Genomic DNA, 13,674 nt, shown 5'->3' on the forward strand with positions numbered 1-13,674 from the left:
ACTGAATAATAAAAAAGATTAAAATGATACATAAATCATCACTAATAAAGGGATTAATAGTTTTAGTATTTATACTAACAAGTACTATTAGTTTTGCACAGCAAGATCCACAGTACACTCATTATATGTTTAATACAATGAGCGTAAATCCAGCTTATGCAGGTCAAAGAGAAACGTTGAGCATTGTAGGTCTTCATAGATCTCAATGGGTTGGTATAGATGGAGCTCCACAAACACAATCCTTGAGTTTTCATACACCATTACGTAATGAACGTATTGGGTTAGGTTTAAATATTGTTAAGGATGCTTTGGGGCCTGCAAGTGAAACATTTGTAGATGCTAACGTATCTTATACAATACCTTTAAATGCCAATGATTTAAAATTATCATTTGGAGTAAAAGGAGGGATTCATTTGTTAGATACCGATTGGAGTAAAGGTACATTTAGAGATGCAGATCCTGCATATCAAAATAATATAAATTTAGTTTCACCAATGGTGGGGGCTGGTTTATATCTGCACACTAGAAAATGGTATCTTGGTTTAGCAGTACCCAACTTTATAGATACTGATCATTATGACGATTATGAAGAGTCTGTAGCAACAGAGCGTATGCACTTTTACTTTATTGGTGGTTATGTCTTTAATTTAAGTGAAACAACGGAGTTTAAACCTGCATTTTTAGTTAAAGGAGTTTCTGGAGCACCATTAATTGCAGATGTATCTGCTAACTTTTGGTTTCAAAAGAACTTTACTTTGGGTGTTGCATGGAGATGGGATGATTCTGTAAGTGCTTTAGCTGGTTTACAAATAACACCAGGTATGTTTGTAGGCTATAGTTATGATATGACAACAACTGGATTGAGTAATTATAATAGTGGTTCACACGAATTAACATTAAGATTTGAGATCAAAAGACTAGGTAGAATATTATCCCCACGTTTCTTCTAAAAATAAGATTATGAAAAGAATATCGAAATATATATTATTGGCGTTTGTAGTTGCGTTTACTTCATCTGTATTTGCACAGAATGGAAAGATACAAAGTGTAAAAGATGATTATAGAGATTTTGCTTATGTAAAAACAAGTGAAGTGTTATTAGAAGTCGCTGAGAAAGGTTATAAATCTGCTGATTTATTTCAAAAATTAGGCAATTCATTTTACTATCAAGATAAAATGGAAGAAGCAGCTAAGTGGTATGGCGAATTAATGGCTATGGATGAAGTTATTGAGCCAGAATACTATTTCAGATACGCTTTAGCGCTTAAAGGAATTGAAGACTATGAAGGTTCTGATAAATGGATGAAAAAATTTAATGAGCTTAAGCCTGAAGATTTAAGAGGAAAGGCTTTTTTATCTAAAGTGGATTATAGAACATCTATTGAAGCATCAAGTAGAGATGATATTGAGGTTATTAACTTAGACTTTAATACAGAGTTTTCTGATTTTGGAGCTGCAGAATACGAAAACGAAATTGTATTCGCTTCAGCAAGTGGAGGAGGCCGTAAGTATAGATGGAATGAACAACCTTATTTAGATTTATTTTCAGTTGAAAAGAAAGAAGATGGATCTTTCGGAGAAGTGAAAAGTTTAGAAGGTGATGTAAATACTAAGTTTCATGAGTCTAGTCCTGTATTTTCTCCAAATGGAAAATATATGTTCTTTACAAGAAATAATTATTTCCATTCAAAATATAAAGAAGATAATACAGGTATTAATAGACTGCAATTATATAGAGCAAGTTTATCAGAAGATGGTTCTTGGGATGATATTCATAAAATTCATTTTAATAGTGAAGATTATAGTGTTGCTCATCCAACTTTAAATGTCACAGGTTCTAGATTGTATTTTGCTTCAGATATGCCAGGAACTTATGGACAGTCTGATATTTTTGTTGTAGATGTTAATGATGATGGAACCTTAGGTGAACCAGAAAATTTAGGAAGCTCTATAAACACAGAAGGAAAAGAAACTTTTCCGTTTATGAATACAAATGGTGATTTATATTTTTCTTCTACAGGATTTCCTGGATTAGGAGGAAGAGATATATTTAAATCTGAAGGTGTAGATGCAAAAGTTGAAAAAAGTTCGAGTAGAAATTTTCCAATTGAAAATGTAGGAAAACCTGTAAATAGCGTGTCTGATGATTTTGCTTATTATGAGAATTTAGTAACTAAACGTGTTTATTTTAGCTCTAATAGAGAAGGAGGGAAAGGAAGTGATGATATTTATACTTTTGAGATTACTGAATGTAAACAATTAGTTACAGGTACGGTTTTAGATATAAAAACAAACGAGCCTATTCCTAATGCTACAGTAGTTTTATTCGATGGAGAAGGAAATGAAATAGAACGCAAAACAGTTGCTGAAGACGCTGTATTTGAGTTTGATTTAGCATGTAAAACAGAATACTTAGTAAGAGGCGAAAAAGAAAAGTATACCTCAGATGAAAAACGTTTTGCTACGCCATCAAAACAACAAGACCTAGAGTTACAACTATTCTTAGAAATAGACGAACAACAAATTGAGCCTTGTGATGATTTAGCTAAGGTATTAGATATCCCAATCATCTATTTTGATTTTGATAAATCTAACGTTAGATATGATGCAGAGATTGAGCTACAAAAAGTATTGGCGGTATTAAATAAATATCCTACAATGCATATTGATATTCGTTCACATACAGATTGTAGAGGAACAGCTTCATACAATGAAAAATTATCAGAACGAAGAGCGAAGTCTACACGTCAATATTTAATAGATAAAGGAATTTCGTCAGAACGTTTAACCGCTAAAGGTTATGGAGAATCACGTTTAGTAAATGATTGTGGTTGCGAGCCGACTAATGAATCTTCTTGTTCAGAAGAAGAGCACCAATTAAATAGACGTAGTGAATTTATTATCACAAGTATTGATGGAAAAACATGTGACGATTAATAAAAAACTCACATATAATAATTACAAAAGCCGTTTAATTTCTTAAACGGCTTTTTTGTGTTTAAATTTTAGTATTGATGTATTATACTTTTAGTTTTTTAAGATGCACTTTTCACCTTCCACTTAGATTGTAATGAACGATATGTTATTAGAGCAAAAAAAGACGGGTATAATCCTAAAGAAGAAATTTTTGAGACTCCTAAAAACCCTAAAACAATAGAGATGCCAATTGTTTTAAATATGCCATTGATTCTTAAAGTTTCAGATCCTTGTCCGCCTAATGATTTAGGTTGTAAATTAACGTTACAACCTATATATTTTGATTATGATGATTCAAATATTCGCTTAGATGAAGAAATAGAATTAGCTAAAATTTTAGCGGCATTAAAAGAATATCCGGAATTAAAAATTTATATAGAATCTCATACAGATTCTAGAGGTAGAGATTCTTATAATTTAAAACTATCTCAGCGTAGAGCAAGGTCTACATTAAAATGGCTATATGATAAAGGGATTTCAAAACGAAGATTATCTGCAACAGGTTATGGCGAATCTCAATTGATTAACGCATGTGGTAATGAAATAGATTGTAGTGATGAAGATCATCAATTAAATCGTAGATCAATGTTTATTATTAAAGATTAATTTATTAATTATTATTCTATCATAAAACTACCTTGCTTGTGTCTTACAAGCAAGGTATTTTCATTTCATAGGCTTTTTATGAAAAGATTAATGCGTTTTAAAGTTTTACTTGGTATTTTTACGGCATGATAGAAGAACAAGTCATCTTAGTAGATGAAAATGATAAACAAATAGGATTAATGCCAAAGATGGAAGCACATGAGAAAGCGCTTTTACATCGCGCATTTTCTGTGTTTGTATTTAATGATAAGAAGGAACTAATGCTTCAACAACGTGCTTTATATAAGTATCATACTCCTGGTTTATGGACTAATACTTGCTGTAGTCATCAGCGTGATGGAGAAAGTAATTTAGAAGCTGGTAAACGACGTTTACAAGAAGAAATGGGATTTGTAACAGAACTAGAAGAGAAGACTTCATTTATATACAAAGCTCCTTTTGAAAATGGATTAACAGAGCACGAGTACGACCATATTATGGTGGGTTATTATAATGACGAACCTGTGGTAAATCCAGATGAGGTAGCAAGTTGGAAATGGATGACTTTAGAAGCTGTTAAAACAGATATTTTAGAAAAACCTGAGATTTATACAGCTTGGTTTAAAATAATCTTCGAGAAGTTTTATGAATATATAAACATTAATAAATAATGCAAGTCACAGTACATCGAAAAGCGCATTTTAACGCAGCACATAGACTGTATAGGAAAGATTGGAGTTTTGAGAAAAACGAAGAAGTATTCGGGTTATGTAATAACCCTAATTTTCATGGTCATAATTATGAACTAATCGCAAGCGTTAAAGGGGAAATAGATCCTGATACAGGTTATGTTATTGATATAAAAATATTAAAAGATATTATTAAATCTGAAGTAGAAGATGCCTTCGACCATAAGAATTTAAATATTGAAGTTCCCGAGTTTCAGGAACTAAATCCTACAGTAGAAAATATTGCTGTAGTTATCTACAATAAAATTAAACCTAAACTTAAGCCGGAATTTCAACTAGAAATTACACTCTACGAAACACCTCGTAATTTTGTAACCTATTCTGGAGATTAGTTATATGAAAAACGTATTATATCCATTAAAATTTCAACCCATTTTAAAAGAAAAAATTTGGGGTGGAGAAAAATTAAATCAGCATTTTAATAAAGCTTCAGATTCTAAAAAACTAGGTGAAAGTTGGGAGGTAAGTACTGTTCCTAACGATATTTCTGTTGTTATAAATGGAGATTTAAAGGGGCGTTCACTTCAAGATTTAGTTAATGAATATCAAGCCGGATTTTTAGGAGAGAAAAACTGGAAGCGTTTTGGTAATGAATTTCCACTACTCATCAAATTTATTGATGCTAAGCAAGATTTAAGTATTCAACTGCATCCTAATGATGAATTAGCTAGAAAACGACATAATTCTTTTGGTAAAACAGAAATGTGGTATGTAATGCAAGCTGATGATGAAGCAAATTTAATTGTTGGATTCAATAAAAAAGTAAATAAAGAGATTTATTTAAAACATTTAGAAGAGAAGGCCTTAACAGAGATTCTAAATTTTGATAAAGTAAAGGAAGGTGATACTTATTTTATTGAATCAGGTAGAGTTCATGCCATAGGAGCAGGGGTTTTGTTAGCCGAAATTCAGCAAACGAGTGATGTAACGTATCGCGTTTACGACTGGGACCGTGTTGATGATGATGGAAATGAAAGAGAGCTTCATAATGATATCGCTATTGATGCTTTTGATTTTGAAATGAAAAATGATTTTAGAATCGATTATGAAAAACAAAAGAACAAAGCAAACCAAATGATAGGTTGTCCTTTTTTTACTACAAATTTTATTGAATTAGATACTGAAGTAGATAAAGTAAATATGCAAGATTCATTTATAATTTATATGTGTGTCGATGGTGAAGTTGAAATTTCTTCACCTATTTTAAACACGAGTATATCTAAAGGAGAAACGATTTTAATCCCTGCGAGTATTAAAAACTTTAAATTAAATTCGGCTTACGGGAGGTTATTAGAAGTATACGTTTAAAACTTCAGATAAAAAGTAAATATGAGAATCAATTAATTAAAAGGATTTAGTATTTTTGCGGTTACTATAAAATAAAATTATTATGGCAAATAAAAGAGAATTAAAAAAAGATATCAATTACGTATTAGGAGATATTATTGAAGCAGTTTATGTTTGGGAATTAGCTAATGCTCAAAAACCAACAAAAGATAGTGAAGCTGTTATTGATGAAGCTATTGTAACGTTTGATGAGTTAATTGCTCGTGTAAATGACAGAAGTGTAGAAAATAAAAAAGCTCATTTTAAAGCTATAAGTGCTGATCTTGAGTCAAAAGGAAGAGCTCTTATAGAAAAAATAAATAAATTAAATTAAATTTGCTTGCAGATTTAAAAATCTATCTTAAATTTGCGCTCGCTTACCGATATTAGGTAAGCATTTATTGCCGATGTAGCTCAGCTGGCTAGAGCAGCTGATTTGTAATCAGCAGGTCGTGGGTTCGAGTCCCTCCATCGGCTCTTATTTAAAACTTCAATTACTGTAAAGTAGTTGGAGTTTTTTGTTTAATAGAAGTTTTTAGTTGAAAATAAGGGGATTAGGCTTTTTAAAACGGAGTGATTCCTATTTAAATACAATAGAACATAAAAAATCCAATCATATAGTTATGATTGGATGTTTAATATTTAAGAGTTATATCTAAACTTTATATTATAAAAGTATCAGGTTTATGAGGAAATAACTAGTTGTCTTAATTTCTATTTGCTATAACTTCTTTTAGCTTTTTACCATAAAAAGAGTTTTTAATTTCTTCATTTAGGTTGTTGTAAATAGAATCTATATATACTGGATTAGCATTTTGCGTTTCGTATAAAGCTAGGTAAGGAGCAATTTCACTATCCTTATTATTTATAGCGTATTGAATAGTGTAAGCATACTTACGTTTTATAAGTTTATCTGCTATATTATTTAAAGAGTCTAGTGTTATGCTGTCATTATCTTTTTGTGCTATAAAACTAGCCTCAATTAAGTCAAGATTCTTGTGATTGTATGAAGACATCACTTTTACATATGCTTCTAAAAGCTCTTGTTGTTTAGAACCTTTAATTTCATAATCGTAATTAAAAGTTTTTAACGTTGTTGAGATTTCAGTAGTTCCTTTATCAGCGAAAAATGGAATGTAATGCTCGTCTTTATCATTTTTATGAAGTTTTAAATAAAGGATAACAGGTTCGTCAATATTTGTATGTAATGAAAATTCTGTTTGGCCTGATATAACCATAGAATCTAAATCAATAATACTAGAATCCCCTTCTTTTTGAAGATAAACGATTCCTTTTTTTAAGCCTTTAATGTTTCCTTTTAATGTGAAATTAGCATCATTGTCTTTACCACAAGATACAGCTAATGCTACTAAAATTATGAGACTTAATACTTTGTTTAATTTTGTCATGTTTTGCAGTGTAATTAGGTAAGCAAATATCTTATTTTAGTTTTAATATAACTAGCTAACGGCTGCTAATTCCATTAAAATAGTACAGCCAATAGCAGCAATAGTTCCAACAGCATATCCAAATACAGCAAGTAGAACTCCAACGGTTGCTAAAGACGGGTGAAATGCAGAAGCTACAATAGGGGCAGAGGCTGCTCCGCCAACATTGGCTTGGCTACCAACTGCTAAAAAGAAATAAGGCGCTTTAATTAGTTTGGCTACGACTACTAGTAGTATAGCGTGAATAGTCATCCATACAACACCAATAGCGATAAGACCAAGATTATCAAAAATCATGGTTAAATCCATTTTCATTCCGATACTAGCAACAAGAATGTAGATAAAAACACTTCCAAATTTACTTGCACCTGCACCTTCATAGTTTTTGGCTTTTGTATTTGATAATAAGATAGCAATTAAAGTCGCGATACTAATCATCCAAAAGAATTTTGAGCCTAAGAAAGTGAAAATATTTCTTGTTGTTGGTGATTCTATTCCTGCAACAACACCTTCAAAAAGAGGGCCTAAATAGTTAGCGCTTAAATGGGCGATACTTACCGTTCCGAAAGCAATCGCACAAATAATCATAATATCTGATAATGATGGATTTCGCTTTACTTTTTCAGTAAACGTAGACATTTTTTCTTTTAATTCCTCAATAGAAGAAGTGTCTGCTTTTAGCCACTTATTAATTCTATCTCTTTTTCCGATACCAATTAATATAATAGCCATCCAAATATTAGCGACTACGATATCTACAAATACCATTCCTCCATATTTGGCTTGGTTATAACCAAAGATTTCTAGCATGGCTGTTTGGTTGGCACCTCCACCAATCCAACTTCCTGCTAAGGTAGAAAGCCCTCTCCAAACGGCATCTGGACCAACGCCTCCAACAGTATTTGGTGAAACGGTTGCAATTAATATAATAGCGATAGGTCCGCCTATAACAATCCCTAAAGTCCCTGTAAAAAACATTACTAATGCCTTCCATCCTAAATTAAAAACAGCTTTTAAATCGATACTTAAAGTCATTAAAACTAAAGCGGCCGGTAATAAATAACGGCTAGAAACATAATATAAACTTGTACTGTGTTCTGTAATCACTCCTGTTTCTGAAACTGTGGTCCATTCTGGTGAGATTAAACCTGTAGTTGTTAAAAGTGCAGGTAGCATGTAAGCCATAAATAAACCAGGTACTATTTTATAAAACTTGGGCCAAAATCCTGTTTTTATAGATTCTGTGACAAACACAAAACCTAAAGCAATCATTAAGAGTCCAAATACAATAGTATCATCAGTAAAAATTGGAGTATTATCCATAAATAAAGTTATTTTAGAGCACGCAAAATACAAAAATTAAAAACTAAAAAAGTGACCATTTACGGTCACTTTTTTTCTGTTGAATCATCTTTTTGTTTGGGCTGCCTATTGTGTTCTTTTAGATATTGCATTAGCATCCATTCTATTTGTCCATTAGTGCTACGAAATTCGTCTGAAGCCCATTTTTCAACGGCTTTCAGCATATCTTCATTCATTCGTAGTGCAAAGGCTTTCTTTTTAGACATTATAATTAATTAAATTTTGATTTATAATAAGCTATTATGCTTTTAGCATTCTCTTGTTTTTGTGTTCCAAGTAATAGCTTTTTACCGTTTTTTAATTTTAGTTGAATTCCAATATCTCCAGATATGTTAATGGCTTGTCCTTTAGATCTGTTCCAAAGTGTTCCTCCTTTTAGTCCCCAACCTCCATAATCTGTAATAGGATCGTATGTTCTGATATATGCTTTTTCAATTTCACTCCATTTAATTGTTTTATAATTCCAATGAATAGGGAAAAATTTATAGTGGATTCCTATTTCATCGATTCTAGAACTTAGCTTAACAAAAAAGATTAAACCTGTGGCTACTATAAATATAGAAATAAGTCCTATTAATTCAGAACTAGAATAATTATCAGGGTTTTCTAAATATGCTTTTATAAAAAGTCCTAAAGGAATTAATGTGCTAATTGATATCAATATAATCAACCATAATTGATTGAAGCGTTGTTCTTCTTTAAATATCCTCATTATCTATTTTTTTCGCGTTCAAAAACTACAGTAGACCAATTTACAGCAATTTGCTTAACGCTCCATCCTTCTCGAGCATATTGATTGAGTAAATCTTCAAAATTTTGAATACGGTTTCTAAAGCCTAGTCTTGGTGTTATTACTTTGTATTCTTTCATATGTTTAATGATTTAAAGTGCCAGTGTTTAGTACTGGGGAGGCATCTTTATCTCCACATAATACAACCATTAGGTTACTGACCATAGCGGCTTTGCGTTCTTCATCTAAATCTACAACTTGTTTTTTGCTTAGTTGTTCAATAGCCATTTCTACCATACTTACGGCACCTTCTACGATTTTATGTCTTGCAGCTACAATAGCTGTTGCTTGTTGGCGTTTTAACATGGCGTTTGCAATTTCTTGTGCATAAGCTAAGTAACCGATTCTAGCTTCTAAAACTTCTATACCAGCAATAGATAAACGCTCATCTATTTCTTTTTCTAATGCATTACTAACTTCATTTACACTAGATCGTAGCGTAATATCTTCATCAACACCTTCATCTGCAAAATTATCGTAAGGATACATACTTGCTAATTTACGAACAGCAGCATCTGTTTGTACACGCACAAAATTTTCATAATTATCAACATCAAAAGCAGCTTTGTAGGTGTTTTTAACACGCCAAACTAGAATTGTACTAATCATAATAGGATTTCCTAATTTGTCATTCACTTTTAAGCGTTCACTATCAAAATTACTAGCTCTTAAAGAAATTTTCTTTTTAGTATAAAAAGGATTTGCCCAATAAAAACCATTCTTTTTTACAGTACCAACGTATTTTCCGAATAAAAGTAAAACACGAGATCCATTAGGTTGCACCATAAGAAATCCACAAGCTAAAATTAAAGCAATTATAACACCGAATGTAGCCCAACCTGTTTTTGTGATAATCATGATTGCAATACTTCCGAAAAAGAGTATTACAAATAAAAATAGCATAAGATACCCATTAGCAGGGACGATAATTTTTTCTTCTTTCATAAGTTCTAAATTTAATTGATTGATAATTTAATATGATATCAATATGATATCATAAAGATATACTTTTATATATTAGTATCCTAATGTTTTATTTTGTTACAGTCTTGAAGAAAAAAGATATAATCAAACTTTGGCACACAGTTTGCAAAGTATTAATTGTAATGCTAATAACATGTTACTCTAGGTAACAAGATTACAAAGTTGTAGCATTACATTGGTTGGTTAGTTAGAAAAGCATCTCGTGGTTGGGATGCTTTTATTTTTTGTTTTTTAATAAAAAAAGCATCACGGTAGTGATGCTTATAGTTTTTAGAGCCTTAAATGATAATATAAAATTATGGTTCTATAAAATTTGTGATACTTATAATAAGCTGTGGAGAAATAGCTCTAAAAGATTCGTTATAAGATTTTGAATTTTCTAAATCACCTCCTTCAATTTCAAAGAGCACGTGATTCATGTTTTCTATGATTACTAATTGGGATTTTTCATTAGCAGCATTTAATACTTCGGCTTCTTTTTCTGAAACTTGAAGATCTTTTGTTCCGTTTATAATAAGAATAGGCATATCTAGATCCTTAATTATTTCTGTAGGGTTATAAGACATCCAATTCATCATAAAGGGTTGTATCTCGGCGTTAAATACAGAAGCTAAAGCAATAGGGAAATCTGTTGTTGTTTTTCCTTCTTTTAAGCTTGTTACAATACGTTTTGTGTCTTCACTAAACATTGGTGCCGTTTTATCAATTTGCTCAATTAATACATCTCCTATATTATTACCAGCACCAGCTAATGAAATAAAACCATCAGCTTTATCTTTTGCAGATACCATACCAACTAAACTTCCTTGGCTATGACCAATAACGTAAATCTTATTATAATTATTTTTTTCTTTGAAGTAATCTAAGACGTCTGAAGCATCAGTTATAAAATCATCAAACATCATGTTTTTGTCTATATTATTATGTAGAATTTGTTTTACAACACGTTTATCATATCTAAAAGTTGCAATTCCATTATTAGTAAGTCCTTCTGCTAATTTTTTTAAAGAATTATTTTTAAGAAAATTCTGATTACCATTTCTGTTGGTAGGACCAGAGCCTGCTATGATAATTGCTAAATTTGGTTTTTCAATGTCATTAGGAGTTAGTAATGTACCATCTATCCATTTTGATACTGATAATTCATCTTCGGTATAAGTTGTAGCTTGGCTGAAACCTAAAAAGGTTGTTAAAGATATAAAGAGGATTAAATATTTTTTCATATTAATAGTTTTAAAAGTGTCTAAAGTTACTTCATATTGAATTAAATTTTACATAATGAATTAATTTTTATTTCTAATAACATCTATTAAACGTATAAAAACATGAATTTCTACACGTGTATTTTGTCGGTAAAAAGAGTGTTTTAATCGATAAATGTTAAAATTTAATGTATTTCATCGATTAAATATGTTTATTGTCTAATGAATTGAAAATGAATTATATATTTGACTCGTACTGAAATTAAGTTTTAGTTCAATGGATTAATTAATTAATATTTGCCATGTGTTGAGTTGGCTTAGAGACCCTGAATCTACCAGCATATAAAAGCAAATAAAATGAAAACCGAGATTGAGGGATCTCGGTTTTTTGTTTTTATAATTTTTTTATAAGGTGTTTTTTTAGCCATTTTGACTTCTACATACAATCATAATCTCCTATTCTTTAATTTTATTAAAAAACGTTTCAACTTCTTCTTTAAAAATAGATATAGGAATGCGGTGAGCTAAATGATTACGGAGATGAATATTAAAGTCGGGTTGGAGATCAATCATATTAGCTATAAATTGAAGTGTGTCTTTAGGATTAACAATAGCATCTTCAGTTCCTAAAACGATATGTTTATTGTTGCTTATTTTATGTGTGATTTCAGGTATGTTCTGTGTTGCAGGGCGTTTTGCTAATGCCGGATTGAAGAGTAGAGCAGGGCATTGAAAATGATTTGATACATAATAGCCTGCAAAGCCACCCATACTACTTCCCATAACGATATCAAAATTAATATCAGGATAGTATTCAATGATATCAGTAATACTATTTGGTGCATTTTCGTAATCAATAGAAGGTGAAAATACATCTCCATAATGTTCTAAAATTATTCTTTTTTCAGGACTTAAACTACCATTTAATCCGTGTATGTATAAAATATTCATGACGTAAATTATATGATGATGGTTATAAAATTATTTCAGCTTTATAAATATAATTGTATTTAGTATGATAAAAATAACTTATCTTTTTTAGCATACTTAATAAAAAAGGTTTTTTTGAGATGAAATGATTTAATGACACTCGATAGCGCTAGTGGCTGTATCTACAATTGGAGCAGGAGAGATATAAGGAATACCTAAACCTAAACCTCGAAGTATAAATAAAACCCCAATGATTATAACAAAAACAGGAATCGCTTTTTGGATGCGTTGTTTTATAGTACTATTTAAAAATTTACCTAAATAAATAGCCATTGTCATTAAAGGAATAGTCCCAAGTCCAAAAAGAAGCATATACAAACTTCCTTGAAGTAGACTGCCGCTTGCAATTGCTCCGAATACAGCCATATAGACTAATCCGCAGGGTAAAAAACCATTAAGAAATCCTATGGTTAAAAATGTGTCAGCAGTTTTCTTTTTTAGAGCTTTTCCTAAAGAAGATTTTACCTTAGAAATAACTTTATAAAGTGGTTTTGAAAGATTGTATTTACCGATGATATGATGTGGTAAAAGAACCACAATAATCATTAAAGCACCAATTATTATAGATAATTGTTGTTGAATGCCAAAGATGTAAAAGCTTTTGCCAACAATACCAAAAATTAAACCGATGATACTGTAAGCAAGTAGTCTGCCAAAATGATATATTGCTATCTGACTTACTTTTTTAAATGAATTAGAACGATCTACAGGTAACATAAAAGCTATAGGTCCACACATACCTACGCAGTGTAAACTTCCTAATAGCCCAAATACAAATGCAGAAACTAACATTTAGTAAATGATTTCAGTTCTATAAATGTATGAATTATCGTTAGATTTCCAGTCTACTTTAATGTTCCAACGACCATCCAATAAACTTTTGTCAGGTATGAGCAAATTGTGTTTAGATAATGAAATTGGAATTTCAAAATCAAATTGTTTATTAGATGGTCTATATAGGAACACTGTACCTGAAATATTCTTATAATCTATATCTTCTGGGAAATTAATAATAACACCTTCGCTAGATTTTGTCCAGTTAAGATTTGTTGTTAACGTTTTAGAATGTTCTTCTTTATTTAGGTCTTCTTGAAACTCTAACTCTTGGCCATAATAATCCTCTGTTACTAAGTCATAATCATATTTATCATCTACACTCATGGTAATGATAAAGTACATGATGAAGCTAATAAAGCATAAAAATGCAATGACTATACCTGTTCCCCAATTTATTTTCATATCTTAATTTCCCTTAAAAGGGA

The 13,674-nt window shown here is 30.8% G+C and carries 17 protein-coding genes and 1 tRNA gene; 8 read left to right on the top strand and 10 right to left on the bottom strand.

The window, feature by feature from the left end:
• Nucleotides 1-23: 23 nt before the first annotated feature.
• The 8 genes from HSX10_RS02620 (at nt 24) to HSX10_RS02655 (ending at nt 6,113) form a co-directional block, all read left to right on the top strand.
• Nucleotides 24-950: a PorP/SprF family type IX secretion system membrane protein gene (locus HSX10_RS02620; RefSeq protein ID WP_173586654.1), complete on the top strand. Its 927-nt coding sequence runs from the start codon at nt 24-26 to the stop codon at nt 948-950.
• 10 nt (nt 951-960) lie between these two features.
• Nucleotides 961-2,937 (top strand): OmpA family protein, encoded by a 1,977-nt coding sequence (locus tag HSX10_RS02625; protein WP_173586655.1) that lies wholly within the window; start codon nt 961-963, stop codon nt 2,935-2,937.
• A 222-nt stretch (nt 2,938-3,159) separates the two neighbouring features.
• A complete protein-coding gene (locus HSX10_RS02630; RefSeq protein ID WP_217363221.1) occupies nt 3,160-3,582 on the top strand; it encodes an OmpA family protein in 423 nt (140 codons plus the stop codon).
• A gap of 125 nt (nt 3,583-3,707) precedes the next feature.
• Nucleotides 3,708-4,232: an isopentenyl-diphosphate Delta-isomerase gene (gene idi, locus HSX10_RS02635; protein ID WP_173586656.1), complete on the top strand. Its 525-nt coding sequence runs from the start codon at nt 3,708-3,710 to the stop codon at nt 4,230-4,232.
• Entirely contained in the window at nt 4,232-4,642 is a 411-nt protein-coding gene (locus tag HSX10_RS02640; RefSeq protein WP_173586657.1) for a 6-pyruvoyl trahydropterin synthase family protein, read from the top strand. The genes idi and HSX10_RS02640 overlap by 1 nt, the downstream gene beginning before the upstream one ends.
• Before the next feature lie 4 nt (nt 4,643-4,646).
• The gene (locus HSX10_RS02645; RefSeq protein ID WP_173586658.1) at nt 4,647-5,618 is read left to right on the top strand and encodes a type I phosphomannose isomerase catalytic subunit; all 972 of its coding nucleotides are present in this window, start codon (nt 4,647-4,649) and stop codon (nt 5,616-5,618) included.
• A gap of 82 nt (nt 5,619-5,700) precedes the next feature.
• On the top strand, nt 5,701-5,970 hold the full coding sequence (locus HSX10_RS02650; RefSeq protein ID WP_173586659.1) for a hypothetical protein: 270 nt from the start codon (nt 5,701-5,703) through the stop codon (nt 5,968-5,970).
• A gap of 69 nt (nt 5,971-6,039) precedes the next feature.
• Nucleotides 6,040-6,113: transfer RNA gene (locus HSX10_RS02655), tRNA-Thr, on the top strand.
• 230 nt (nt 6,114-6,343) lie between these two features.
• On the opposite strand, the gene HSX10_RS02660 is transcribed toward HSX10_RS02655, so the two are convergent.
• The 10 genes from HSX10_RS02660 to HSX10_RS02705 form a co-directional block, all read right to left on the bottom strand.
• The gene (locus HSX10_RS02660) at nt 6,344-7,045 is read right to left on the bottom strand and encodes a DUF4369 domain-containing protein (RefSeq protein ID WP_173586660.1); all 702 of its coding nucleotides are present in this window, start codon (nt 7,043-7,045) and stop codon (nt 6,344-6,346) included.
• Between the two features lie 51 nt (nt 7,046-7,096).
• Nucleotides 7,097-8,407 carry a DUF819 family protein gene (locus HSX10_RS02665; RefSeq protein WP_173586661.1) on the bottom strand — a complete coding sequence of 437 codons (1,311 nt, stop codon included), beginning with the start codon at nt 8,405-8,407 and terminating at the stop codon, nt 7,097-7,099.
• A gap of 65 nt (nt 8,408-8,472) precedes the next feature.
• Nucleotides 8,473-8,652 carry a type II toxin-antitoxin system antitoxin gene (locus HSX10_RS02670; RefSeq protein WP_173586662.1) on the bottom strand — a complete coding sequence of 60 codons (180 nt, stop codon included), beginning with the start codon at nt 8,650-8,652 and terminating at the stop codon, nt 8,473-8,475.
• Nucleotides 8,653-8,657: 5 nt separating this feature from the next.
• Nucleotides 8,658-9,158 (bottom strand): hypothetical protein, encoded by a 501-nt coding sequence (locus HSX10_RS02675; protein ID WP_173586663.1) that lies wholly within the window; start codon nt 9,156-9,158, stop codon nt 8,658-8,660.
• Nucleotides 9,158-9,316: a DUF4177 domain-containing protein gene (locus HSX10_RS02680; protein ID WP_173586664.1), complete on the bottom strand. Its 159-nt coding sequence runs from the start codon at nt 9,314-9,316 to the stop codon at nt 9,158-9,160. The genes HSX10_RS02675 and HSX10_RS02680 overlap by 1 nt, the downstream gene beginning before the upstream one ends.
• A 4-nt stretch (nt 9,317-9,320) precedes the next feature.
• On the bottom strand, nt 9,321-10,181 hold the full coding sequence (locus HSX10_RS02685) for an SPFH domain-containing protein (protein WP_173586665.1): 861 nt from the start codon (nt 10,179-10,181) through the stop codon (nt 9,321-9,323).
• A gap of 335 nt (nt 10,182-10,516) precedes the next feature.
• Nucleotides 10,517-11,443, bottom strand: coding sequence for an alpha/beta hydrolase family protein (locus HSX10_RS02690; protein ID WP_173586666.1), 927 nt, complete (start codon nt 11,441-11,443; stop codon nt 10,517-10,519).
• Between the two features lie 435 nt (nt 11,444-11,878).
• On the bottom strand, nt 11,879-12,373 hold the full coding sequence (locus HSX10_RS02695; RefSeq protein WP_173586667.1) for a YqiA/YcfP family alpha/beta fold hydrolase: 495 nt from the start codon (nt 12,371-12,373) through the stop codon (nt 11,879-11,881).
• A gap of 129 nt (nt 12,374-12,502) precedes the next feature.
• Nucleotides 12,503-13,204, bottom strand: coding sequence for a sulfite exporter TauE/SafE family protein (locus tag HSX10_RS02700; RefSeq protein WP_173586668.1), 702 nt, complete (start codon nt 13,202-13,204; stop codon nt 12,503-12,505).
• The gene (locus tag HSX10_RS02705; RefSeq protein ID WP_173586669.1) at nt 13,205-13,651 is read right to left on the bottom strand and encodes a FixH family protein; all 447 of its coding nucleotides are present in this window, start codon (nt 13,649-13,651) and stop codon (nt 13,205-13,207) included.
• Nucleotides 13,652-13,674: the final 23 nt, after the last annotated feature.

It is taken from the genome of Winogradskyella undariae, assembly GCF_013285155.1.
GTDB lineage: Bacteria > Bacteroidota > Bacteroidia > Flavobacteriales > Flavobacteriaceae > Winogradskyella > Winogradskyella undariae.